Raw genomic sequence first — 22,068 nt, forward strand, 5'->3', positions numbered from 1 at the left:
CTCTGTCTCTGCGAAAGGCCGCGCGCATCCACGCGCGGCCTTTCGCATCTTCGCTTGCCCCGTCGGCGAATGTGGCAGGCGGGCTTTCGCGGGGCGCGCAGTCGGGTTAGTGTCCGCCACAGATCCGGCGCGTGCGCCCGCGCCTCCCTCACCCGCCTTCCCCTTCATCCGCCCTCCTCTTCACCCGCCAGGCAAGCCCGCAGATGACACGCCTTCCGATCCTTCTTCCGCTCATCGCGCTTCTGGGCTGCGCGCCCTTCCCCGAGATCGGCCCCCTGCCCGATGCCTCCGGCGCACCGCCCTCGCTTTTGCCGATGGACGAGGTGATGGCGCAGGCGCCATCCGGGCGCATCTCGGCCTCAACCGGCGAGGCCCTGGCCGCCCGCGCCGCCCGGCTGCAAAACCGCGCCAGGCTGATGCAGGGACCGGTGCTTGACCCGGCCACCCGTGCCCGCCTGGCCGCGGCCATCGCGGCAGGCCGGGCCTGAGCCCTATCGCCGCCGTTGCGCCCGGCAAGGCCTTGGGCTAACACCCTGGGCGGAACAGCAATATGAGGCCTCCCATGTCGAGCACGCCGTCTGAAACCGGACCCCTCCGCCTTGGGATTGCCGGCCTCGGCACTGTCGGCATCGGTGTGGTGAAAATCATCCGGCGCGAGGCCGAAACCCTCGCCGCACGCGGCGGGCGCCCGCTGGTGATCACCGCCGTTTCAGCCCGTGACCCAAAGAAAAACCGCGATGCCGATCTCTCGGGCTATGCCTGGGAGACCGACCCCGTTCAGCTGGCAAAACGCGATGATGTCGATGTTTTCATCGAGGTGATGGGCGGTCATGAAGGCGCGGCGAAAGACGCGACCGAAGCCGCGCTGGCGCTTGGCAAACATGTGGTGACCGCGAATAAGGCGCTGCTCGCGCATCATGGCCAGGCGCTGGCGGAACTGGCCGAAAAAACCGGTGCTGCGTTGCGGTTTGAGGCGGCTGTCGCCGGGGGTATCCCCGTGATCAAAGCGCTGACCGAGGGCCTTGCCGGCAACCGCATCAAACGCGTCATGGGCGTGATGAACGGCACCTGCAATTACATCCTGACCCGGATGCAATCGGCTGGCCTGCCCTATGAGACCGTGTTCGAGGAAGCCCGCCAGCTGGGCTATCTCGAAGCCGATCCGAACCTCGATGTCGGAGGGATCGACGCCGGGCATAAACTCTCGCTCCTGGCTGCCATCGCCTTCGGCACCCGTGTCAGCTTTGACAAGGTCGAGCTGGAGGGGATCGGCAATGTCTCGATCGACGACATCAACCTCGCCGATGATATGGGCTATCATATCAAGCTGCTGGGCGTGGCGCAGATGACCGGGCGCGGCCTGGAACAGCGCATGACCCCGTGCCTCGTGCCGGCGGAAAGCCCGCTCGGCCAGCTCCAGGGCGGCACCAATATGGTCGTGCTCGAAGGCGATGCGGTCGGCCAGATCGTGATGCGCGGCGCCGGTGCCGGCGAAGGCCCGACCGCAAGCGCGGTGATGGGCGATGTGATCGATATCGCGCGCGGCTACCGCCGGCCGGTCTTCGGCATCCCCGCCGGGCAGCTGACCGATCCGGTGGCGGCACGTTCGGCAACGCCCGCGCCCTATTACCTCAGGATGCGGCTCCAGGACAAACCCGGTGCGCTGGCCAAGGTCGCAACCTGCCTTGGCGAAGCCGGGATCTCCATCGACCAGATGCGCCAGATCAACCAGCCCGATGCCGATGACGGCGATGCGATTGTGCTGATCGTCACCCATAAGGCGGCCCCTGCCGATGTGAGCCATGCGCTGACGCAGTTCAACGTGACCGGCGTCCTGGTCGGGACCCCCGTCGCGATCCGCATCGAAGAAGTCTGAAAATACGCCGCCGCCTCCGCTTTAGCGCTACCGCGCTTGCGGCAGGCGGCGGTGGCGGCTAAGCCTCGGGTTAACTCCACGCCATCAGGGATATCCGCAAAATGGCCGATCAGGCTCAGTTCCAGGACCGTATGCTCTCACTGGGCCTTGCCCGCGTTTCAGAGGCCGCCGCTTTGGCCTCGGCCCATCTGATCGGGCGCGGCGACGAAAAAGCCGCCGACCAGGCTGCGGTCAATGCGATGCGCGATCAGCTGAATACGCTTGATATTAAAGGCGTCGTGGTGATCGGCGAAGGCGAACGCGACGAGGCGCCGATGCTGTTCATCGGCGAAGAGGTCGGCACCGGGAACGGGCCGGAAATGGATATCGCGCTCGACCCGCTGGAAGGCACCACGCTGACCGCAAAAGACATGCCGAACGCGCTGACCGTGATCGCCATGGCACCGCGCGGCACCCTGCTGCATGCGCCCGACGTCTATATGGAAAAGCTGGCGGTCGGCCCTGGCTACCGCCCCGGCGTGGTGACGATGGATATGTCGCCCTCCGAGCGGATCTCGGCGCTCGCGGCGTCGAAAGGCGTCTCGACCGAAGACATCACCGCCTGCGTGCTGGAGCGCCCGCGCCATGAAGCCCTGATCGAGGAAATCCGGTCGACCGGCGCCTCGATCCGGCTGATCACCGATGGCGATGTGGCCGGCGTCATGCATTGCGCCGAACCGGAAGTGACCGGCATCGACATCTATATGGGGTCGGGTGGCGCACCCGAAGGTGTGCTGGCCGCCGCCGCGCTGAAATGCATGGGCGGGCAGTTCTTCGGCAAGCTCCTCTTCCGCAACGAGGATGAAAAATCCCGCGCCAGCAAGGCCGGTATCACCAATTTCGACCGCGTCTATACGCGTGATGACCTCGTGCGCGCCGATGTGATTTTTGCGGCGACCGGCGTGACCTCGGGCTCGCTCCTTTCGGGCATCAAGCGCGAACCGGGCTGGGTGACGACCGAGACGATCCTGATGCGGTCAAAAACCGGGTCGGTGCGGCGCATGTCCTATCGCAGCCCGCTGCGGTAGGCGGGCTCAAAGGGGGCCCGGTCCCCCCTCTCCCTGCGGGAGAACCCCCGTGATATTTTGAGACAGAAAATGAAACTTTTTACATTTTCTGTCCTTAAATATCCCCAACGGAGGCACTCGCCGCCTCACCGGAGACGACCGGCATGGCAGGATCTCCCGGAACGCCCTTGAACCCGGCCCCGTTTTCCGCCAGCCATGAGGCATGTCACAAGATCATGCATTTCTGGGTGTCGCGGCCTCTCTGAACGGGCGTCGCTGGGTTGGACCTGACGCAGGCGCAGAACGGCTTGCCGAGGCGATGGGGCAACAGACCCGCCTGCCATTGCCGCTTTGTCGCATTCTGACCGCCCGGGGCGTTGCCGCCGAAGATGTCCAGGCCTTTCTCAATCCGCAACTGCGGGATCTCCTGCCCGATCCACGCCGGCTGAAGGATATGGAGAAAGCGGCAGCGAGATTTCTGACCGCACTTGAGCGGCGCGAGAGAATCGCGATTTTCGCCGATTATGATGTCGATGGCGGGTCTTCGGCGGCGCTGCTCCTGATCTGGCTGCGCGAAATGGGGCATCAGGCGACCCTCTACATTCCCGACCGCATCGACGAGGGGTATGGGCCTAATGTGCCCGCGATGCAGGCGCTCGCGCGCGAGCATTCTCTGATCATCTGCGTCGATTGCGGCACGCTGAGCCATGATCCTGTGGCCGCTGCCCGGCCCGCCGATGTTGTGATCCTCGATCACCACCTTGGAGCCGAAACCCTGCCGGAGGCACTCGCGGTGGTGAACCCGAACCGCCAGGATGAGGATGGCAGCCTTGCCCATCTCTGCGCCGCAGCGGTCGTCTTCCTCATGCTGGTCGAAGCCGGGCGCCAGTTGCGGGACGCAGGCCACAAGGGCCCGGATCTTATGGGGTTTCTTGATCTCGTAGCCCTCGCAACCGTGGCGGATGTTGCGCCCTTGACGGGCGTGAACCGTGCCTTTGTCCGCCAGGGCCTCCGGGTGATGGCGCGACGCGACAGGGTGGGCCTGCGCGCGCTTGCCGATATTGCCCGCATGGATCAGGCGCCGACGGCCTATGCGCTCGGCTTTCTGCTGGGCCCGCGGATCAATGCCGGTGGGCGGATTGGCGAGGCGGATCTTGGCGCAAGGCTGCTTGCGACCGCCAGCGAGACCGAGGCTCTGGCTCTGGCCAGGCGGCTCGATGATCTGAACACGGAACGTCGCGAGATCACCGACCGGGTGCGTGAGGAGGCCCTCGCGCAGGCCGAGGCGCGCGGCACCGAGGGGCCGCTGGTCTGGGCCGCAGGTGATGGCTGGCATCCCGGCGTCGTCGGCATCGTCGCCGCCCGGCTGAAAGAGGCGACCGGCCGGCCGGCTGTGGTGATCGGCTTCGACGGAGATCACGGCAAGGGTTCTGCCCGCTCCGTGCCGGGGGTGGATCTCGGTGCCTCGATCCACCGGATCGCCGCCGAGGGGCTGCTGGAGAAAGGCGGCGGCCACAAAATGGCTGCAGGGCTCAGCCTGACCCGCGCCATGCTGGAACCCGCCATGATGCGACTCGGCGAGTTGCTGTCGCGGCAGGGCGCCGGCGGAACCGGCCCCGAGCCCCTTCGGATCGACAGCATTCTTTTGCCCGAGGCGGCCAATGTCGAATTTGTCGAACAGATCGCGCAGGCCGGTCCCTTTGGGGCCTCAGCACCGTCACCGCGATTTGTGATTCCCTCGGTTGCAGTTCAGGGCAGAAGAATCGGAACCACCCATCTGAAGCTCACCATCCGGGGCCAGGCTCAGGGCCCCGAGATCATGGCTTTTGGCGCTTTTGACGGCCCGTTGGGGCCACAACTGGAGAATAGCGGTCACCGGCTGTTCCATCTTGCGGGACGCCTGGAGATCAACACCTGGGGCGGAAAATCCAGGGTTCAGCTGCGTCTGGAGGATGCCGCAGCAGCTGATTGAGAATTTTGTTATTTTTCCTCTTGTGCATCCTGTGAGCGCCGACTAAACACCGCCTCACAGAGACGCTGGGATGAAAAAGAACAGCGGCGAAGAAGAAAGTGGCCCGTTCGTCTATCGGTTAGGACGTCAGGTTTTCAACCTGAAAAGAGGGGTTCGACTCCCCTACGGGCTGCCACTTCTGTCTGTAAGAGATTGTTATCACTCAGCATTTAGCGCCTTTACGTCCAACATATCAGAAAATTTGGACACGTTAGCCAGCTTGGCGAACCCACTGTCGGCAAGTTTCGAGCGGTTCGCCTTCTTGGTGTAAACATCAGCCTGCTTTGTATCGGCGTGTGCCAAATAGGAGGCGATTTCCCAGTTTGTCGCCTGTGCGTTGGCCAGCCGGGTCGCCCCGGCTTTGCGTAATCCATGCAGAGAGCCGGGCACTTTCGCCTCAGCACAGCGATCACGGAACCAGTTGCCAAGTGTCTCGGGCTTGTAGCCGATGGGCTTGGCGTCCTGCGTGATGAACAGCAGGCGGTCTTTCGGAAGTTCCGCCAGTTCCTCGGCCAGCTCGGGCAGGATCGGCAGATCAGCCGCAACCGAGGTCTTGGCTCGCTTGTATCCGATCCGCGCCTTGCCATCCTTATGAGAGACATGCTGCCAGCCCGCGCGGCAAAGGTCCGTGCGTGACATGCCAGTGTTGAGCGCCAGCAGCAGAACACGCCGCGCCTTCGATCCCGCCGGGTGACGGGCAAGGAAAAGATCGACCTCGGCATCCGTCCAGGTATGGTAGCCGTCCGGGTTCGTCTTCATCTTCTCGGCAAATCGCGCGGGGTTCGGGCCGGTATAGCCGAGCTTCTTGGCCGCAAAGTTGAAGAGCATCGCCATGTTCTTCTTCACGGTGTTGGAGGCTGTCGGCCCGGCCTTTTTCGACATCATCGCCTCGATGTGGCGAACCTCCAGACGGGCGAAGTGATACTTCCCCGCAGTGCCACGCAGCCAATCCAGTTCGCCCCGGATGCTGCGCTTGCGCGAAGGAGAGAGGTTCAGAAACTTGAGGCTGCCAAGATATTGCTCGATCAGCCAGGAGACGGTTCCAGCTTCGGTCGTCGACGCCGGGGCCTTCGCGCCTTTCAGGGCAGCTTCATACGCCGCCAGAAACTCGGGGCCACCATAAGGGCCGGGAATGTTGCAACGGAAGTCACCGGCCTCAAACTTCCAGTAGATGCGCCCTTTGACGATGTTCTTGCGAACGCCGGGATAGGGATTCTTGCGCCGGGTCATTTCAGCAACTCATCGGGATCAGGCCCTGCGGTGTCTTCGTCCACCTTCCCCGCAATAATGACATGCTTTCCCGGTAAGACTTCGACGCGCCATTCTGCAATACCTGCCGCCCGCAACGCTTTCGCGTATCGGGTCAGATCGGACTGCTTAAGAATTGCGCGGGGATGGGCCATCCTCAGAACTTTCCCGGAAGCTCTGGATAAGCGGCATCCATAACTGCATTAGGGTGCCAGCCCTTATCGCTGGTCATGCGCATCAGACGGGCGCAGACCCGATCAAAAATCGCTGATACATCAATCAAGACCGCAATCGCCTCGCTGTTCGCGAATGGCGATTCCAGCTCTGATTCCAATACAACATCTGTGCGCGCCTCGTGCATCACGAGGATGGTGCGCCCCCGGCTGTAGTGAAATGGCATGCCGGGCACTCGCTCATCGCGATAGTCGCGAGCATCGCCGACATATCCAGAAGCGGCATTTCCAATATATGCGAATCTCATTGCAGCATCGAATGCAACTTTAGAGTCTCGTGGCTTCAAACGGTTAACAATCTCATTGGCAACCGCCATCTGAACAATACCGTAGGTCATGTTGACAAATGGCGGAGCCAGAGCCTGATGCAGGCGACGTCGACGAAGCCCAGGAAGCTTTCGGCGGTTTTATCGTAGCGGGTTGCAAGGCGGCGGCTGTTTTTCAGGTTGTTGAAGCAGCGCTCGACCATGTTGCGCAGGGTATAGATGGTCATGTCGACAGCCTTGCGCACCCTTCGGTTCTTTCGCATCGGTATCATGGGCAGGGCGTTGCGGCTCTCGATGTCTTCCCGAATTTTATCAGAGTCATAGCCCCTGTCTGCGACCAGAACTGCTGGCTGCGGCAGGTTGTCGGCCATCACCAGATCATAGCCGGTGTAGTCGGAATCCTGCCCCGGCGTGATCTCGGTCCTCTTCGGGAGGCCTGCGCCGTTGACGCGGAGATGGATCTTGGTCGAGAAGTGGAAGGTGGTCCAGAAAACGATCCAGTGGATCGTTTTCCCACCGGACGCTCTCGAACGGCCAGGAGCCTCTTGTCAGCAGTCCCCCTTTTGCGCCCGCCGCATGATGATGAGCGCGGATCACAGTGCTGTCGACCATCTGGAGCTTGTCTGGCGCGATCCCAGCGTGGTTCAGCGCATCCAGGATATCCTCCCACAATCCCGCCAAAGTCCACCGGCGGAACTGACGGTAGACCGAGGACCACTTGCCAAACTCTTTGGGCAGATCACGCCATGGCGCACCAGTCCTTGTGATCCAGGAAATTCCATCGAGAACAAGACGATGGTCCGCAGGTTTCCGCCCGTTAGAGTGCCGGGCGGCACGAATGAAGCCCTCGAAGAAGGTCCACTCATAGTCGGATATCAGGTTGCGCGCCAAGCCCATCTCCCAAGTAGAGATGAGCTTGAATCATCGGACGCCTGCAAGCGGAATCCCTTTGGTCAACACGACCTAGCCCTCTTCCGGGGCCGACCATCGCAGGCGCAACAGCCCCGGCTCGGCCGCGATGCGTTGCACCGCCTGTTCCAGCCGGGTTTCGACAGTCGCATCACCACTGACGGTGGCAATCAGTTCCACTGCGTCGCCCATCTCGCGCAGTTCGATCCCCGTCAGATGCAGCCCGCTCAGCGCGAGCGTACCCAAAAGCAAGCTGCGGGCCTGCGCCTCCTGCGCCGCCGGCACCAGAATCCGCACAGTGAATGGCCGATGTCCGGCGCCCGCAGCCCCCATCCGACGCTTCATCCACTGAACAAATGGCCGCAGCGCGAAATTCACGAAAACCACCAGCCCCGTGGCGACGAGAGCGTACTCCCAATGGCCGCCGCCCGCGAGCAATCCCACCGCGGCGGCACACCAAAGCGTCGCGGCGGTGGTCAGGCCATGGACATTGGCCCCGTCACGAAAAATGATCCCGGCACCCAGAAAGCCGATCCCGCTGACCACCTGCGCCGCCACACGGCTGGGGCTCATATCGCCGTCGATCAGGGTTGAAAACACCATATAAGCCGCCGCACCAAGGGCGACCAGAGCGTTGGTCCGCAGCCCGGCCTTGCGCTGCCGGATCTGCCGCTCCATTCCGATCAGCGCGCCGCAGGCCACGGCAACAGACATATTGGCAGCAGCGGCAAGCAGATCGGCAGGCATCGGGCGCTCCCTCTGGGGAGGGCAACGTTACGCCATCACGCGCCACCTTGTCACCTGCTTGTGACGCCCCCTCCTCCGGGAGGCACGTTGTGCGAGGGCCGTGAGGATCTATGCGCCTTGGTCTGGGCGGCATGATGGGCCCTTCGACGCTGCTGCGCCCGCGTTCAGAACTTCCGCTGCGTTTTGCGGCCAGGCCGTCCCTGGATGCCCGTTCCAGGACTGTGGCCGCGAGGTTGGTCGCGGCATCCACAGGCCCAGGGAGGGTCAGACCGAACGGGCGACAAAGCACCCCGCCAGAACATGCGCCCTCCCGACAGAAAGCGCCGCGCGGCAGCGACCGCAGAGCGCGTCCCGGACGAAAAGCCGGACCGCCCGAAATTGAAACCGTTCGCTTTAAGGGATTCTGAGGTCAGACCTTGCGCCGAAGCGCCTCTTTGTTTCGCTCGGCCTCAAGACCTGCCATGAAATCCTTGTGCTTCTTGCGGGCCGCCGTTGCCCTCTGGATTTCCGCGGGAGTCGCCGGGCGGGCCAGATGTTCGGCGAGATTGAATGGCGTTTTCTGGGAAAAATTGGTCAATGACGTCTCCAGTGCAGCCAGCTGCCAGCTCATTGGCGGACAGATCAGGCGGAAAACGTCCGCCCCATACGCAGAAACGCCCGGAGTATTGTCCTCCGGGCGTCTTTTCTGTCTTCCGACCTTCCACCATTTTAACCGCGTTTGCGATTCGGCCCGAGCAGTAAACGCCAGCAAGACCGGCGCAGGATCGGCGATTTCGGCTGAGCAGATTGCCGTTTCAGGATGGGCCGTGGTTCGTCTCGGAGATCCGTCACAACTGAACGGATCAAAAAAATATCAGGCGAGCTTGATGTTGATCGCCGATTCGCGGCCATCGCGGCCTGCTTCGATGTCGAAGGTCACTGCCTGACCATCGTCGAGGCCACGGATGCCAGCGCGTTCCAGTGCGGTGACGTGAACGAACACGTCCTTACGGCCACCCTCAGGAGCGATGAAGCCGAAGCCTTTGGTTGCGTTAAACCATTTCACGGTGCCATTGGCCATCGTGATATCCTTTTCTGATACATGCCGCCCACAGGAAGTGACAGCCCGGCACAAGCGATTATCGAAAACTGCGCCGAATGGATCAGGGTTCAAAAACGTAGATGCAGGCGATTCTTACCACAAAAGCTTGCCTGTGGCAAATCCCGGATCTTCCTGCCCGCATCCCCTCGGAAGAAACCGGCCGGTTGCAATCAGCCCGGGCAGTCTCCATATAAGCAGGATGATAGAAACAGACTGGGGTAAACCCCTGCACATCGCCGTCACCCCCCAAGGTGATATTCAGAAATTCACCACAATCGAACAGGCGCGGTACTGGCTTCGCAAGCGTTGGCCGGTCGAAGACGACGCGCGGACCACGGCGCTTACCCGGATCGAGGCCGCCATGGCATGCCTCGGGAGCGTTGGCTCCGCCAGGCGGGCCTTCCTTGCGGCAGCCAGTTCTGCCGGGTTCAGATCAGAAACCCTCGTCGCCTGAGGTTTGAAACGAGAGGTCAGAGCCGCCCCTGAACGCAGGGGGCGGTTTTTTTTCGTTTGGGTGCCCCGCAGACCACGTGATCTCCGGAAATAATGCGCTTAAATCCGGATCAAATTGGGTTCGCTAAGTGATCTGAGAGAGACTGAAGCGCCCGTAGCCGGTGCCTGGTTGATGGCGACCTGACAGAGAGTCTCACGGAAATCCCGGTATCCTTGGGCGGGCGGGCAGTCATTACCCGCTATCCCAGGCCCGGCTGCGTCCGGCGCTGATCCCAAAAGTGCCCACTGGATCAGGCCGGGCTCCAATATCGCATGATCGGCGTGACCGAGGACGACATCGCCATGGGTTATGTCGGTAGCCGGGACTACCGGCGTGCCCTGCCGTGGCCACCGATGGAGGCCAGTATTGGGCGAGGCCTCAGCCCGGCAGGATCGCCGCGCCGAAGGGCCCACAGGGAAAATAAACCGGACCTGAAAACCTGACCAAAGATGCTCTGCGGACAGAAGAGCCAGGCTGGTTTTCGCAGCTGAATGGATTGATCAGGCGGCAGCAGCGGCCTTGCGCTTCGCATAGCGGAGATCGCGCTCTGACTTGCGCGTTGCTTCATCGGCAACAACACGGGCAATACGCTCATCCAGATTAGCTTTCCGAAGCACAACCTCGCTCACCTCAGCGGCGCGCTTTGCGGCCTCTGAAGCGGCGGCCTCATCGGCAAGCCTCTGTTGTTCTTCGAGCTTTGTACGATCGCGCTGCTCGCGGCGCTGCTCGCGAGCCTCCGCAACAGAGACACGTTCCGCCAGTCTGGCGGCCTTTTCCGGAGCGGCGGCGATTTGCGCGGCCCGAAATGCCTCAAGTGTCGCAGCTTTGGCAGATGCTGCATTTCCGCGACGGTCAGAGAACTCTTTATTTCGCATTTTTTCTCATTTTTATGAAGGTGGTTTGCAGGTCGCCGCGCAGATTAAAAAAAATCAGGCGCGTTTTGATTTCGCTTCAGATCTGGCAACGAGCGCATCACTTTGCGCTTTTTCAAGCCTTGCCGCCCGGAGGCGACGTGTTTTCTCGTCGCGGTCCGCGGTAATGCTGTCAAGATCATCAAAAGCCCGTTGCCGCGCGAGAAACTGGGTCTGAACTTGCGCAAACGCCGCTTCGGCCTGTTGTCTGGGCTTACTGATTGCTTCGGTCATGACTGATCTTTCTGATTAATTCGACAGCCCGAAATCAAAAAGGCCGGACATGATGCCCGACCTTCACGGATAGGGTTCTCGCAAATCCGGCTGATACCGGATACAGCGAAAACCCGAAAAATTAAGCCGATTGCAGGTTGCAGGCCGACATTTTGCCGGATTTGCTGTCGCGCTCCAGATCGTAGCCGACTTTCTGCCCTTCCACGAGCTCGCGCAGGCCAGACCGTTCGATTGCGGAAATGTGAACGAAAGCATCATCGCCGCCGTTATCTGGCTGGATGAAACCGAACCCCTTGGTCGAATTGAACCATTTTACCGTGCCAGTGGCCATGATAACCCCCTCATAAGCGTTACAGATCTGCGACGCGAATGCGAAGCAGGTATTTTTGAACGATGCTTTATAGGGGATGCGAGCCTGGTGCGTCGCATTTCTGACGCAGCAACCAAGATTCAACTGTAAATAATCGATGGTGCAACCAATACTGGCGATTGGCTGGAATGTCAAGTTCAGTCGGTCCGGGTAGAGAAAACTCGCGGACCATATTCTGATGAGCAACTGATTCAACCCGGAATTATACATTACTATTTCGCACCGGCGTTGTTGCAAAAGAAGAGGCGTGATCGGTCTTCCCCCTTCCGTTTGAGTTCAGGCCACGCGTTCGATCTCGGCTGTGCCGCGTGCATTGAAACGATTCCTGAGCGCGATCTGGGTCTGGACTTCGGCTGTCTGGGGGGCCGGGTCGCGTGATGCGCTCACCGAATACCTTGAGGCACCTTATCTTCGCTTTGGCCCGACTTCGGGCATGATATCCGTTCCAACGGGGCCCGGCCAGGACGCTGCATGGCGCTGAACATCCCGTAGCGGGCCTGGCGGCGGTGCAGCCCTCCCGCCATCGTCACCTGCTCCTGCGCATGGCTATGACCACCGTGCCGCCGCGCTCCAGGATTACACTACGGCAGCGGCAGGTATCACAGGCGCCATCGCCGGTCACGGTGCCGACCTGCCCACCCTCGTTTCGACGTGAACGCGCCGAGGATCAGCACCAGGGCTCTGCAGGCATGGATCCGGTCCGGAAAGCCCGTCCTGGCGAATATAGTGGGACTTGGTTTATGACAGGGCTTCAGGTCCTGGGCCGGCTCGCCGAGCCCCACTGGGCCTTCCGGCATCATCGAACGGTGGTACCCTCGAAGACCCCACCATCTCGGGCCGCTCCTATGCCGAAGCCGATGCTATCGACTTTGCACAGTTTAACGCGCCCCATGTTTAACGCGCCCCAAATGCGTACGGAGGCTCCTGGCTCGGAGATACCTGTCCCGATACCGCGACACTGCCATAACCGCCTGCCGGTGGCTGCTCCCGTCGTGTCTCGGCAGGGCTGCGCTATGGGCCGGCGGGGTACCGGCTGGCCTGTGACTGTCGGGTCGGCAGTAAACGGGCTTCGATGTCAGATCCTTACAATCAGACTTTTTTGTCCAGAAGCTGAGCCACTTCCGTCCAGAAGCCGGGCCGCCGCAACAGCAGCCTGAGGCTGTTCCCCCGGCGTTCCCCAGGGTGAAAGTCAGAACTGAAAAAGGCTTAGATGTTTCCACCTAAGCCTTTGAATTCAGTGGTGAGCCCGACAGGATTCGAACCTGTGACCCACTGATTAAAAGTCAGTTGCTCTACCAACTGAGCTACGGGCCCACTGTGGATGTGGCGTTTAAGGAAGGTCGCCGGGAGGGTCAATAGCCACGGCTGAAATTTCTCAAACAAATTTCTCCGGGAGGCGATTTTCCTGAAATCTGCCGCCATCTCAGCCAGTGATGCTCTGCACGCAGCCCGGCATTGCGGCCGGGAACCCGCCAATCGGGTCCGGATCAATGGTTCACGGGCGGCGGCTCTGCCGCATGTGAGATGGCAGTATTCAGTTTCGCGCATAATCGCCGAAGCGGGATCAGTCAGACTGCGCCGGCCCCTGATGCGACGCACGGCAAGGGACGACGCTTTCCCGCGCCCGGGCGACCTGCCCCTGTCGATCAAACCCAGGTGAACGAAAGCGCGATTCTCGTGCGGGCAGCGCAGCATGCGGTCACGCGGCATAAAGCTTGCGGCGGCCCGGGCCTGTCGGTCGGGGGGATTGCAGGGAACAATTTGTAAGTCTCGTTTCCGAACAAAGATCACTGAGCCGATTGATCGGCTTGCGCCTAGCTGTCGGGAGCTTTGGCGACATACCTCTGCCAGCGGATCCTGCGGAAGCAGGTTATCCCTGACAGGCCGGAACAGTGCCAAAGCAATCGCCGTGACGGAGCCGTGCTCGCAGTCGGAGAAGTCAGAGCCACGGACCTGATCAGACCACAGGCTTTCGGGCAGACGAAGCCGCCAGCGTCAGCCCCCTGGGTTAACGGCCACCCGTCGGGGCGCTGCCACTGCCCGGCTTAAGGGTGATTCCTGTGGTGATTGGGAGGAGAGGGCCCGGGCCTCGCGTCAGCGCTGCGCCTGAGAGGCGCAGGGAAGGCCCGCACAGGGGCAGGCAGCGGGAGAGCGGGGCCTCATAAGGCGGCTGCGCCAGACGGCCGCTACATGGGCTATCCGGCGGCGAGGGAAGCAGCGCCTGGCTGTCACCGCGATATGGCGGGAGGTCGGGGCGTCAATAGATATCCCGGCGCAGACGGCGCTCTGTCATCAGGCGCGCGGTCTCGTCCTTGCCCAGCACCTCTTCCAGCGCCTGCTGCACATCTGTGGCCATCCCCTCGCGCCGGCCACAGATCCAGATACCGCCACCGGCCGCGACATGCGCCCTTACCGCCGCCGCCGAATCGCGCAGGATATGCTGCACGTAGCGCGGCCCTCCCTCCCCGCGCGAGAAGCTGCGGTCAAAACGCGCAAGCCCGCCACTGGCCACGAGACCGGACAGTTCCTCTGTGAAAACAGCGTCATGGTCCGGGCTGCGCTCGCCATGGATCAGCCAGACCGGGCCGCTTTCCTTCAGGGCCGCGCGGTGGCGCAGATGCGCCAGCAGGCCCGCCAGACCCGAGCCATTGCCGATCAGCAGCATAGGCATCGTGTCATCCCCGGCATGAAAACCGGGATTGGCGCGGATCGACAGGTCAATGGCACCGCCCTCGCCCAGCTGCCGGCAGAGCCAGTGCGAACCGAGACCGGGACGGCCCTCGCGGGAAATCACCTCGCGCAGAATCAGTTCAGCGCGTCCGGAGCCCTGCAGCGAGGCCAGCGAATAGTCGCGTCTGACCGGTCCGTTTTGGGTGGGGATGCTGATTTCGGCGATATCTCCGGCCTGCCAGTCCGGCAGGGGGCCTTCGGGATCCAGCACCAGATGCCAGAGCGGGCCGCCCGGGCTGCCGGGGTTCAGATGGCGCCGCGCCGCCAGACGCCAGCGCGCGGGTGCGGTGGCCGGGGCCGGCGCTCCGGTGCGCGTGGGCTCCCCCATCCTTGCGCGCCAGGTGGCAAGCGCGGTCGGATGGTCGCGGTCAACCTCGGTCAGCGGGAAACGGGGTGTAGCACCGCAGGCCCGCAGCCATTGATCCAGCCGATGCGCAAAACCGCAAAAGCGCGGATAGTGGCGGTCGCCCAGCGCGAGCATCGCATAGCTGAGCCCACCAAGCTCCGGGTGCAAGGTCATCACGCGCGCAAGGAAACCCGTGGCATTGTCGGGCGCGTCGCCATCGCCGGTGGTGCTGATGTAGAATTGCGCCTGCGCCGTATTGACGAGATCCGCTGCCCCGATCTGGTCCAGCGACAAAAGGCGCGCGCCGGGAGACTGCGCGGCGGCGGCGCGCGCCAGCGCCTCGGAACTGCCACTCTGGCTGGCATAGCCGATCAGAAGGCCGCCCGGCCCGGTTGCCGCCGCTGGCCCCGCCCGCCCCGCTCGTTGCGCGCGGATCAGGGTCCGGACTGTGAGCCCGGACCAGGCGGCACCGGTCAGCGCCGCCATCGTCCAGTGCAGCGGATCAGCGCTGAGGATCATCGTCGAGCATCTCCTGCAAGGCGGGGGAAACCTCGGTCACGGCACCTTCCGGCCCGCGCCGGATCATCACGGTGGCAACCCCGGAGATGCGCGCAAATGCCATGCCCCGCGCCGCGCCCATGACCAGAATCGCCGTCGCCAGGGCATCGGCCTGCATCACCGTTGGCGCCAGCACCGAGACCGAAGCGAGGTCATTTTCCACCGGCCAGCCGGTTGCAGGGTCGATCGTATGGGCATAGCGGCGCCCGCCATGCTGAAAGCCACGCCGGTAATCGCCTGAGCTTGCCAGCCCCCAGCCGTTCAGCGCGATCACCGGCGGGCGCTGGCCGTTACGGAGCCCCCCGGCGGCGATTCGATCCCGACCCACCAGGGCCGCATATCGGGCCTGAGGCCACGACCGTAGAATTCCCCGCCAATTTCAATCAGATGCGAGCCGATCCCGGCCTCCGTCAGGCGCGCGCTGACCAGATCGACGGCATGGCCCTTGGCACTGCCGCTGAAATCGAAGCGTAGTCCGGGTGGGAAATGAAGCCGGGTGCCCTCCAGCCGCAGCCGCGCATGGCCGCTGAGTTCGCGCGCCTGCGCGATCTCTTGCGGCTGTGGCAGCGGAATATGAGCGGGACGCGGCCCCGGCGGGCCAAAGCCCCAGAGATCGACCAGCGCGCCCAGCGTCGGATCAGACGCACCTCCGGTCTCAGACGCCAGCTGCAAAAGCGGCGCGAGCAGTGCCAGAAAGTCTTCAGACAGCTCCGCCTTCCCTGCCCCGTTGCGATGGAGGCGCGAGACCTCGCTTTCCTGGGCCCAGGGGCTGAAGAGCGCGATCACCCGCGCGCATTCCGTCTCGACCAGGTGCTGCAGCCCGGGGCCCGCGCCGGGCGGCGCCCAGGCGATCAGCGACCAGTTTGTGCCCATGGTCTCGCCCGCAAGACGGGTCTCGACCCAGCCGGGCGGCGGCGGCAGAACCGGCCCCCGGGCCACCAGAGGCGGCAGGATAACGCGGTTGCGCAACAGGGTTTGCATCGCGGACCGGCCCTAATGGATGAACAAAAGCGCGATGATCAGCGGCAGGGCAAAACTTGCCCAGCCGAGCGGCCAGGTGGCCGGGCGCGATTTCGCATGCATCCACATCAGCGCAAAGCCGGTGAGGGTGAAGATGACGCAGGCCAGCGCCAGCAGGTCGATAAACCAGGACCAGACCGGCCCGGCATTGCGGCCTTTGTGCAGATCATTGAGCCAGGCCAGCCAGCCCCCATCGGTCAGCCGGTAGGTGACATCGCCACTGGCGCGGTCGATGGCCAGCCAGGCGTCGCCGCCGGGGCGCGGCAAGGCGATATAGACCTCATCGGCATTGGTCTCGGTCGGGCGATGGTCAAGCGTCACGCGGAACTCGCCGGCAGCCCAGGCGGCGACAGAAGCAGGCACCGGGGTCTCGCCCTCTTCCGGCATGGTACTCATCGCGGCCAGAAGGTCAGGCGGCAGGCTCGAGTGCTGCTCGACCGTCTCGGGGCGCGTGGCGAAGAGGCCGGCATTGTTGAGCGTGAAGCCGGTGACCGCGAACAGGAACATCCCCGCAAGGCTGATCGCTGCGGAAACCCAGTGCCACAAACGGAACTGGCGCAGCCAGAAGCTGCGCCCCGAAGCTGTCGCCAGCAGATTGTCTGCCTGCATAAGCTGCCCTTTCCTCAGGGTTTCGCGGTCACTTTCAACCGGGTGATCTCACGTTCGCCGGTCACCTCGGCGCTGTTTTCGGCGCCGCCCCAGCTGAAGGGCGCGCGCAGGGTTTCCCGCCCGCCATCCTCGCGCGAGACTTCGACGGCGAGCACATAGTCGCCGGCACTCAGCCCGGCGAGCGCGGCATTGGCGGGGGCAACCGCAACTTTATGGGTGCCTGGGCCACGGGTCGGCCCGCTAAGACCATCGGCCGGAAGATCAAGCTTTTCCCCCTCGGCCCGCCACCAGCTGCGCAGATCGCGCAGGAAGCCGCGCCCGAGATTGTCGCGCAGCCTCGTGTCATACCAGACCGCCACGGTGCCACGGATCTCTTTCGAGCCCGGCTCTTCGATCCAGGCCGCGAGATAGGGGCGGTATGCGGGGCTGGCCTCGGGCTGCGGCAGCGTCACCTCGAATTCCAGCCCGGCGGCCAGAGCCGGGCCGCTCACCAGCGCCAGCGTCGCGGCAACGGCCAGGCGCGCGGCCGGCATCGGGCGGGCATTGTCATCTGTCATCATCAGCACCAGTCATCGTCAGCACCCGGGGGCAAAAGCGGCATAAGTGCCTCGCGGCGGGCGGGAAGCCTTCACCCGCCGCGAGGCCAGGGACGGAGCTGCGATCAGTTGGCAGCGCCGTCCTTTTTCTCGTCTTTCTTAGCGGCCTGATCATTGCCGTCATCCTCGCGGACAGGCGCCGGATCGGCGGCCGAGACGAAGCCATCGCCATCGGTGTCATTGCGGGCAAAGGTCTTGCGGGCAGACTCGAGATCTTCTTCCAGCGACAGGAAGCCGTCCCGGTCGCGGTCGAGCAGCGCGAACCGCACAGCGGCCTGTTTCAGGCTGGCCTCAAAACGCTCGCCGCTCGGATCGCGGCCCTGATCTGCATATTGCTGGCGCAGGCGGCCCTCGAACTCAGCGACATATTCCGCCTCATTGAGCCTGCCATCGCCATCCTTATCGGCCCCCGGAACCGCTCGGTCCGCACCTCGATCAGCTCGTCAAGCGAGACCTTGCCGTCGCCATTCTTGTCGTAAGAGGCGATAAAGGCCGCCTGGCTGTGGCCGCCGGCAATGCCCGGCTTCGGCGAGGCGTCGCCCGGATTGTCGGTCGCAGAACCGACAGTGGCGTCGGCCTGGGCCGGTTTGGCCTCTTCGCTCTGGGCGAAAGCGGCGCCGGAAAGGGCTGCGATCAGTGCGAGCCCCAGAACGGGGCTGAGGCTCAGGGTGGTTTTGCTGCGGTCGGCCATGGTGGGACTCCGTTCCTCTGGCTGTGGTCTGGCCGGGGTCCCGGCCGGGAAAGAGCGGGCCGGCCATCAAATGACGGCCGGCCCGGATGGATCAGAAGGTCTTGATGATACCTACCTTGAAGTTGCGGCCCGGGCCGTTGCGGGTGGCCAGCGCCTGCATGTAATCGCGGTCGAAGAGGTTCTCGACGCCGAAGCGGATTTCGGTGCCTTCAAGCACGCCGTCCTGCGGACGGTAAGTTGCGCGCAGGTTGTGAACGGCAAAGCCCGGACGGATCACCGATTCGTCGTAACGGTCATAGGCGACCATTTCCCAGCTCAGATCGAGTTCGCGGTCCCAGCGCTTCCCGGCGACGACACGCAGCGAATTCGGCGGTGTCTGCGCATAGTTGGAGCGGTTCACAAGCTGGATGGTCTTTGACTCGAAGTTCACAATGCTGGTGCTGAGTTCGCCGTAATAGCCACTTTCCATGCTATAGGCGGCCTCAAGCTCGAACCCGGTGCCCGCGATCCAGGCGGTGCTGGGCTCAGAGGTCGCGTTCCAGACATTGGTGTCGTAGATATTCCCTTTGATGCTGAAGGCATCCCCCGCCGAGAAGAGGTCGGCGGTACGCCAGGACGCCCCAAGTTCAATGGTGCGCGACTGCTCGTTGGTGGTCATGTAATTGGCGCGCGTACCGCCGGCCCAGGGCTGGTTCTGATTCTCGAAGTCATCAAGGATCGGCAGACCCTCGGTATAGGCCAGGCTGCCGAACACCGCCGCGCCATTGGCGAATTCATAGCGCATATCAACGCCGCCCATCAGCGCGTCATTGTCAAAGTTAGTGACCGGGATCCGGGTCTGCGGATAATCTTTATAGGTGATATCCTGGGTCTCATACCGCATCGCGGGCGTGATGGTCAGGCCGTTGCCGAAATCGAATTTGTTGATCAGGAAGAAGGCTGTGCGGTCATCGGTGCCACCCGGAGCCGAACTGGCGGTCTTGCGCTCTTTCCGGATGAATTCGACACCGGCGCGCAGTTCGTTTTCGATGCTGCCGAAGGTAAAGCGCGCGGTGTTTTTCACCGTGAGCTTGGTCGTCTCATACCGATGATCGGCATTCCTGAGCCCATCGGTGGGAACATAGGGCACCGAGGTGCTGTCGATCTGCTGATCGGCATAGGACAGGATCACCCGCAGGTCGACCAGGTCATTGTCGAGCGGATTCCACCCATAGGTCAGTACCGCGTTGCGGCTTTCAACATCGCGGTCGACATTGCCAAATGGATTGCCCCCGATCGCGTCATAGGGCACGTCGCGCTCGGCCATGGTGGTATTTGCCAGCGAGATGCTGACAAACTGGTCGCGTTCCTGGCCGAAGGTGAACTTGCCCTTAAGACCCCATGACGGTGTTTTGAAGCCTTCGGCACCGAGGTCGGCACCCTTGCCATCGACCTGTTCGCCCAGGCGGCGCCAGACATAATTGGCCACGAATTCAGCGTTTTCCGAAGGCTGCCATGCCAGGATGGTCGATGAGGTGATGCCATCGCCATTCGTGTTGAAACTCAGCCCCTGGCGGAGCTTGTAGCCGATCTCGCCGCCGGTGAAATCCGAGGCATCCTTGGTTTCCAGCTGCACAATGCCGCCAACGACACCCGAGCCATATTCAAAGCTGCCGATGGTGCCGCGCATCACCGAAACGCTTTTAAACAGCTCCGGATCGGTGAAAAGCTGCGTGCCGATCCGGTATAGCTCTTCCGAACCCTGAGTCGCCCCGTCAATCGTGATCATCACCTTCTGGTTGGTGCCATATGTATTGCCGGCGCCAAAGCCGCGAATATTGATGCCGCCGCCAAGCGGCGTCGCGCCGTTGATCAGCGTGACCCCGGCACCGAGGAGATCAGCTCCGCGATGGTCGAGGCCTGGCGGTCATCCATCTCTTCCTGATCGATGGTGGTCACCGCAACGCCGGTATGGGTGGCCACGTCACGTTTGGTGTCCAGGATGACGGTGCCGAGAGCCTCGGGCTCCGCTGTCGTCTGGGCGAGTGCCGCCACAGGGATAAGAAGCGCGCAACTGCTCAAGAGAGCCGCGCGCAATGAATTGCGTCCAGTCATTACCGCCTCGCTTCGGGTCAGAATTTTGGGAGAGCGCTGGCGGTCTGATGCTGGCGGATGTGCCTGTTTCTGTCCTGATGCCTTGCACACTGAGTCTGCCGGCTGATCATGGGCACGGCGCATAACTGCTTAATCCTGGTGTAACTGTCAAGATTTGCAATCGAGCTGCCGGAACGTCGCGTTGCACTGGTGTGACATCCGGGTAACTCTGCCCCCTCGCCGCTGCCGTAAACGGCCTCAGGCGGGCCTTGGCATGTGCCTGGCGCCGGGCCGGGCCGTATGCCGGGCGGGGCCAGGCAGCGACAGGGGCGGCCAGCCGCAATGCCACCCCAGCGCGGCGGATGACCGGCCGCAAAGTCATTGCAGCTTGACATCCCCCCTCTGCTCGCGGTCTTTCGCGCATGGTATTCCGGTCCCCCGCCGTCGCGCCATGCGCCGCACCTGCCAGGTTCCAGCCGGTCCCTCTCGGTCAATCTGAACAGGAGTCATGTGATGGGTTTCCCTTTTCTGACAAACGGTTATCGTAAATCTGTCTTCGGGCTTACGCTTGCGGCCCTCACGCTGCCCGGCGCGGTTTTCGCCGAAAACAGCTTCCCCGCCCCGGTGGAATTCGAAGGTCGGTTCCGGGTCGTCCCCGCTGAACCCGGCAAGCCCGTCCTTCCCGGCAGCAGCGTCACCATAGAAGGCTCGGGCCTGAAACCGGGTCAGACGCTCGTGCTGCAACGCGGCGCTACGGTCCTGAGCAGCGATGCCCTGACCGCCGATGACAAGGGCGCAGTCAGCTTTACCTTCACCCTGCCCGCAGATGCCGCAACCGGCCTGCATCCGGTGATTGCAATCATGGACCAGCCCTCCTCGACCTCGCTTTTCGATGTGAAAGTGTCAAAGGATGTGCCGCTTTCGGGCGCGGACGGGTTCAGCGTGACCCGCGTGAAATCTGCCCCCGGCCTCTATCAGTCGGTCTATAGCGCGAAATCGAATGCGCTCTTTGTGGCCGCCGCGAATTTCCGGCCGCCGGCTGCTGCACTGCTGAAGCTGAACCCGGAAACGCTGGACGTGGTCGCCGAAGTCACGCCGCCGCCCCTGCCCGAAGACCAGCGCCGCGCGCCGGCGGAAGGTCAGCCCGATAATGGCCCGCAGCCGGTGGCGCTGTTCGGCCTGGCGGTCGATGACGAGAAAGGCACGATCTGGGGCACCAACACCTTTGACAATTCGGTCGCGGTCTATGCCCAGGACGATCTGGCGCTGATCAAACAATTCCCGCCGGGCGAGGTCTATCATGCCCGCGACGTCAAGGTGGATGCAAAGCGCGGCCGCGCCTATGTCTCGGCCTCGGCCACCAATGGCGTGCATGTGTTCGACACAGAAACCCTTGAGAAGGTTGCGGTTATTGAGATCACCTCTGGCATTCGCGGCGGGGAATTCTCGCTGATGAGCATCGCGGTCGATCCGGACGGCAATCGCCTTTTCGCGGTCAGCCGCAAATCGAACGAGCTCGCGGAGATCGACCTGACCACGAATACCGTGACCCGGATTCTGCCGCTGCCGGGCGCGAAAAATGCCTCCGGCGTCGATTTCGACGCGGCGACCGGCACGATCTATGTCGCCTCGCAAGACAGCGACAACCTGCTGATCGTCGATCCGGCCTCGGGAGAGGTGAAGCATGATGTCACCACCGGCGCCGGCGCGCTGAATGTGGTGTTTGACCCGGTGCAAAAGCTCGCTTTCGTGTCGAACCGCGGGGCTGGCACGGTGACGGTGGTGTCGCCCGAGGGCGAGGTCGTCGCCAATCTCGATGGCGGCAGCTATCCGAACCATGTGGCGCGTGACGGGAAAGGCAATATCTTTGCCGCCAACAAATCACTTGGCGCCGAGGATGCGACCGCCGACCATATCACCCTGATCCATAAGGCGAACTGATCACCGCACCTCTGTGACGGCAATCCAGCTGAAAACCGCAGCCGGCAACCCGGCTGCGGTTTTTTTTATGAGCATCGGA

General features: G+C 62.9%; 25 protein-coding genes, 2 tRNA genes and 1 pseudogene. 7 read left to right on the forward strand and 21 right to left on the reverse strand.

Features of this window, described 5'->3' with window-relative positions:
• Positions 1-203 precede the first annotated feature (203 nt).
• The 5 genes from QNO18_RS15945 to QNO18_RS15965 all read left to right on the forward strand — a co-directional run bounded on the left by QNO18_RS15945 (position 204) and on the right by QNO18_RS15965 (position 5,069).
• A complete protein-coding gene (locus tag QNO18_RS15945; RefSeq protein ID WP_283178472.1) occupies positions 204-488 on the forward strand; it encodes a hypothetical protein in 285 nt (94 codons plus the stop codon).
• 74 nt (positions 489-562) lie between these two features.
• Positions 563-1,876, forward strand: a complete 1,314-nt coding sequence (locus tag QNO18_RS15950) for a homoserine dehydrogenase (RefSeq protein ID WP_283178473.1) — start codon at positions 563-565, stop codon at positions 1,874-1,876.
• 101 nt (positions 1,877-1,977) lie between these two features.
• Complete coding sequence (gene glpX / locus QNO18_RS15955) at positions 1,978-2,943, forward strand: class II fructose-bisphosphatase (RefSeq protein ID WP_283178474.1); 966 nt, start codon at positions 1,978-1,980, stop codon at positions 2,941-2,943.
• 202 nt (positions 2,944-3,145) lie between these two features.
• Positions 3,146-4,894 carry a single-stranded-DNA-specific exonuclease RecJ gene (recJ, locus tag QNO18_RS15960; protein ID WP_283178475.1) on the forward strand — a complete coding sequence of 583 codons (1,749 nt, stop codon included), beginning with the start codon at positions 3,146-3,148 and terminating at the stop codon, positions 4,892-4,894.
• Positions 4,895-4,994: 100 nt separating this feature from the next.
• A tRNA-Glu gene (locus QNO18_RS15965) sits at positions 4,995-5,069 on the forward strand.
• A 23-nt stretch (positions 5,070-5,092) separates the two neighbouring features.
• Here QNO18_RS15965 and QNO18_RS15970 read toward each other — a convergent pair.
• The 7 genes from QNO18_RS15970 to QNO18_RS16000 form a co-directional block, all read right to left on the reverse strand.
• A complete protein-coding gene (locus QNO18_RS15970) occupies positions 5,093-6,163 on the reverse strand; it encodes a tyrosine-type recombinase/integrase (RefSeq protein WP_283178476.1) in 1,071 nt (356 codons plus the stop codon).
• Positions 6,160-6,336, reverse strand: coding sequence for a hypothetical protein (locus QNO18_RS15975; RefSeq protein ID WP_283178477.1), 177 nt, complete (start codon positions 6,334-6,336; stop codon positions 6,160-6,162). Before QNO18_RS15975 ends, QNO18_RS15970 begins: the two co-directional genes overlap by 4 nt.
• A 2-nt stretch (positions 6,337-6,338) precedes the next feature.
• Positions 6,339-6,752, reverse strand: coding sequence for a hypothetical protein (locus QNO18_RS15980; RefSeq protein WP_283178478.1), 414 nt, complete (start codon positions 6,750-6,752; stop codon positions 6,339-6,341).
• A protein-coding gene (locus tag QNO18_RS15985) for an IS5 family transposase (protein ID WP_283178479.1) occupies positions 6,749-7,577 on the reverse strand; the annotation gives its coding sequence in 2 pieces (ribosomal slippage) (positions 6,749-7,228 and positions 7,230-7,577; 828 coding nt in all). The genes QNO18_RS15980 and QNO18_RS15985 overlap by 4 nt, the downstream gene beginning before the upstream one ends.
• Before the next feature lie 66 nt (positions 7,578-7,643).
• On the reverse strand, positions 7,644-8,336 hold the full coding sequence (locus QNO18_RS15990; protein ID WP_283178480.1) for an MgtC/SapB family protein: 693 nt from the start codon (positions 8,334-8,336) through the stop codon (positions 7,644-7,646).
• Between the two features lie 409 nt (positions 8,337-8,745).
• A complete protein-coding gene (locus tag QNO18_RS15995) occupies positions 8,746-8,946 on the reverse strand; it encodes a hypothetical protein (RefSeq protein ID WP_283178481.1) in 201 nt (66 codons plus the stop codon).
• Between the two features lie 243 nt (positions 8,947-9,189).
• Positions 9,190-9,396 (reverse strand): cold-shock protein, encoded by a 207-nt coding sequence (locus QNO18_RS16000; RefSeq protein WP_092898656.1) that lies wholly within the window; start codon positions 9,394-9,396, stop codon positions 9,190-9,192.
• A gap of 220 nt (positions 9,397-9,616) precedes the next feature.
• Here QNO18_RS16000 and QNO18_RS16005 point away from each other — a divergent pair, with 220 nt between their 5' ends.
• Positions 9,617-9,871 (forward strand): DUF982 domain-containing protein, encoded by a 255-nt coding sequence (locus QNO18_RS16005; RefSeq protein WP_283178482.1) that lies wholly within the window; start codon positions 9,617-9,619, stop codon positions 9,869-9,871.
• Between the two features lie 539 nt (positions 9,872-10,410).
• Here the strand turns inward: QNO18_RS16005 and QNO18_RS16010 are convergent.
• The 14 genes and pseudogenes from QNO18_RS16010 to QNO18_RS16075 form a co-directional block, all read right to left on the reverse strand.
• Complete coding sequence (locus QNO18_RS16010; protein WP_283178483.1) at positions 10,411-10,785, reverse strand: DUF6481 family protein; 375 nt, start codon at positions 10,783-10,785, stop codon at positions 10,411-10,413.
• Between the two features lie 54 nt (positions 10,786-10,839).
• Positions 10,840-11,055: a hypothetical protein gene (locus QNO18_RS16015; protein WP_283178484.1), complete on the reverse strand. Its 216-nt coding sequence runs from the start codon at positions 11,053-11,055 to the stop codon at positions 10,840-10,842.
• A gap of 121 nt (positions 11,056-11,176) precedes the next feature.
• On the reverse strand, positions 11,177-11,386 hold the full coding sequence (locus QNO18_RS16020) for a cold-shock protein (protein WP_283178485.1): 210 nt from the start codon (positions 11,384-11,386) through the stop codon (positions 11,177-11,179).
• A 315-nt stretch (positions 11,387-11,701) separates the two neighbouring features.
• Positions 11,702-12,059 (reverse strand): annotated as a pseudogene (locus QNO18_RS16025) (IS5/IS1182 family transposase); the annotation flags it as partial.
• 604 nt (positions 12,060-12,663) lie between these two features.
• Positions 12,664-12,739, reverse strand: a tRNA-Lys gene (locus QNO18_RS16030).
• A 943-nt stretch (positions 12,740-13,682) separates the two neighbouring features.
• Positions 13,683-15,020, reverse strand: a complete 1,338-nt coding sequence (locus QNO18_RS16035) for an NADPH cytochrome P450 oxidoreductase family protein (protein WP_283178486.1) — start codon at positions 15,018-15,020, stop codon at positions 13,683-13,685.
• Positions 15,004-15,333, reverse strand: coding sequence for an FAD:protein FMN transferase (locus tag QNO18_RS16040; RefSeq protein WP_283178487.1), 330 nt, complete (start codon positions 15,331-15,333; stop codon positions 15,004-15,006). Before QNO18_RS16040 ends, QNO18_RS16035 begins: the two co-directional genes overlap by 17 nt.
• Complete coding sequence (locus QNO18_RS16045; protein ID WP_283178488.1) at positions 15,330-16,040, reverse strand: FAD:protein FMN transferase; 711 nt, start codon at positions 16,038-16,040, stop codon at positions 15,330-15,332. The genes QNO18_RS16040 and QNO18_RS16045 overlap by 4 nt, the downstream gene beginning before the upstream one ends.
• Positions 16,041-16,052: 12 nt before the next feature.
• A complete protein-coding gene (locus tag QNO18_RS16050; protein WP_283178489.1) occupies positions 16,053-16,688 on the reverse strand; it encodes a PepSY-associated TM helix domain-containing protein in 636 nt (211 codons plus the stop codon).
• 14 nt (positions 16,689-16,702) lie between these two features.
• Entirely contained in the window at positions 16,703-17,245 is a 543-nt protein-coding gene (locus QNO18_RS16055) for a DUF2271 domain-containing protein (RefSeq protein ID WP_283178490.1), read from the reverse strand.
• 104 nt (positions 17,246-17,349) lie between these two features.
• Positions 17,350-17,553, reverse strand: a complete 204-nt coding sequence (locus tag QNO18_RS16060) for a hypothetical protein (protein ID WP_283178491.1) — start codon at positions 17,551-17,553, stop codon at positions 17,350-17,352.
• Between the two features lie 11 nt (positions 17,554-17,564).
• Positions 17,565-17,975 carry a hypothetical protein gene (locus QNO18_RS16065; protein ID WP_283178492.1) on the reverse strand — a complete coding sequence of 137 codons (411 nt, stop codon included), beginning with the start codon at positions 17,973-17,975 and terminating at the stop codon, positions 17,565-17,567.
• A 91-nt stretch (positions 17,976-18,066) separates the two neighbouring features.
• Positions 18,067-19,830, reverse strand: a complete 1,764-nt coding sequence (locus tag QNO18_RS16070) for a TonB-dependent receptor plug domain-containing protein (protein ID WP_349293886.1) — start codon at positions 19,828-19,830, stop codon at positions 18,067-18,069.
• Positions 19,827-20,069 (reverse strand): hypothetical protein, encoded by a 243-nt coding sequence (locus QNO18_RS16075; protein WP_283178493.1) that lies wholly within the window; start codon positions 20,067-20,069, stop codon positions 19,827-19,829. Before QNO18_RS16075 ends, QNO18_RS16070 begins: the two co-directional genes overlap by 4 nt.
• A gap of 492 nt (positions 20,070-20,561) precedes the next feature.
• Between QNO18_RS16075 and QNO18_RS16080 the strand changes: the two genes are divergently transcribed.
• Positions 20,562-21,989, forward strand: coding sequence for a YncE family protein (locus tag QNO18_RS16080; protein WP_283178494.1), 1,428 nt, complete (start codon positions 20,562-20,564; stop codon positions 21,987-21,989).
• The last annotated feature ends 79 nt before the right edge of the window (positions 21,990-22,068 follow it).

This window comes from Gemmobacter sp. 24YEA27, assembly GCF_030052995.1.
Classification (GTDB): domain Bacteria; phylum Pseudomonadota; class Alphaproteobacteria; order Rhodobacterales; family Rhodobacteraceae; genus Pseudogemmobacter.

What these genes read in the sequence shown, in the direction of transcription:
- QNO18_RS16005 (WP_283178482.1), top strand. Translation starts at nt 9,617, where the DNA reads ATGATAGAAACAGACTGGGGTAAACCCCTGCACATCGCCGTCACCCCC.
- QNO18_RS15950 (WP_283178473.1), top strand. Translation starts at nt 563, where the DNA reads ATGTCGAGCACGCCGTCTGAAACCGGACCCCTCCGCCTTGGGATTGCC.
- QNO18_RS16010 (WP_283178483.1), bottom strand. Translation starts at nt 10,785, where the DNA reads ATGCGAAATAAAGAGTTCTCTGACCGTCGCGGAAATGCAGCATCTGCC.
- QNO18_RS16045 (WP_283178488.1), bottom strand. Translation starts at nt 16,040, where the DNA reads ATGCAAACCCTGTTGCGCAACCGCGTTATCCTGCCGCCTCTGGTGGCC.
- QNO18_RS16020 (WP_283178485.1), bottom strand. Translation starts at nt 11,386, where the DNA reads ATGGCCACTGGCACGGTAAAATGGTTCAATTCGACCAAGGGGTTCGGT.
- glpX (WP_283178474.1), top strand. Translation starts at nt 1,978, where the DNA reads ATGGCCGATCAGGCTCAGTTCCAGGACCGTATGCTCTCACTGGGCCTT.
- QNO18_RS16000 (WP_092898656.1), bottom strand. Translation starts at nt 9,396, where the DNA reads ATGGCCAATGGCACCGTGAAATGGTTTAACGCAACCAAAGGCTTCGGC.
- QNO18_RS16035 (WP_283178486.1), bottom strand. Translation starts at nt 15,020, where the DNA reads ATGATCCTCAGCGCTGATCCGCTGCACTGGACGATGGCGGCGCTGACC.
- QNO18_RS15990 (WP_283178480.1), bottom strand. Translation starts at nt 8,336, where the DNA reads ATGCCTGCCGATCTGCTTGCCGCTGCTGCCAATATGTCTGTTGCCGTG.
- QNO18_RS15970 (WP_283178476.1), bottom strand. Translation starts at nt 6,163, where the DNA reads ATGACCCGGCGCAAGAATCCCTATCCCGGCGTTCGCAAGAACATCGTC.
- QNO18_RS16015 (WP_283178484.1), bottom strand. Translation starts at nt 11,055, where the DNA reads ATGACCGAAGCAATCAGTAAGCCCAGACAACAGGCCGAAGCGGCGTTT.
- QNO18_RS16065 (WP_283178492.1), bottom strand. Translation starts at nt 17,975, where the DNA reads ATGGCCGACCGCAGCAAAACCACCCTGAGCCTCAGCCCCGTTCTGGGG.
- QNO18_RS15995 (WP_283178481.1), bottom strand. Translation starts at nt 8,946, where the DNA reads ATGAGCTGGCAGCTGGCTGCACTGGAGACGTCATTGACCAATTTTTCC.
- QNO18_RS15975 (WP_283178477.1), bottom strand. Translation starts at nt 6,336, where the DNA reads ATGGCCCATCCCCGCGCAATTCTTAAGCAGTCCGATCTGACCCGATAC.
- QNO18_RS16080 (WP_283178494.1), top strand. Translation starts at nt 20,562, where the DNA reads ATGGGTTTCCCTTTTCTGACAAACGGTTATCGTAAATCTGTCTTCGGG.
- QNO18_RS16050 (WP_283178489.1), bottom strand. Translation starts at nt 16,688, where the DNA reads ATGCAGGCAGACAATCTGCTGGCGACAGCTTCGGGGCGCAGCTTCTGG.
- QNO18_RS15945 (WP_283178472.1), top strand. Translation starts at nt 204, where the DNA reads ATGACACGCCTTCCGATCCTTCTTCCGCTCATCGCGCTTCTGGGCTGC.
- recJ (WP_283178475.1), top strand. Translation starts at nt 3,146, where the DNA reads ATGTCACAAGATCATGCATTTCTGGGTGTCGCGGCCTCTCTGAACGGG.
- QNO18_RS16075 (WP_283178493.1), bottom strand. Translation starts at nt 20,069, where the DNA reads ATGACTGGACGCAATTCATTGCGCGCGGCTCTCTTGAGCAGTTGCGCG.
- QNO18_RS15980 (WP_283178478.1), bottom strand. Translation starts at nt 6,752, where the DNA reads ATGACCTACGGTATTGTTCAGATGGCGGTTGCCAATGAGATTGTTAAC.
- QNO18_RS16055 (WP_283178490.1), bottom strand. Translation starts at nt 17,245, where the DNA reads ATGACAGATGACAATGCCCGCCCGATGCCGGCCGCGCGCCTGGCCGTT.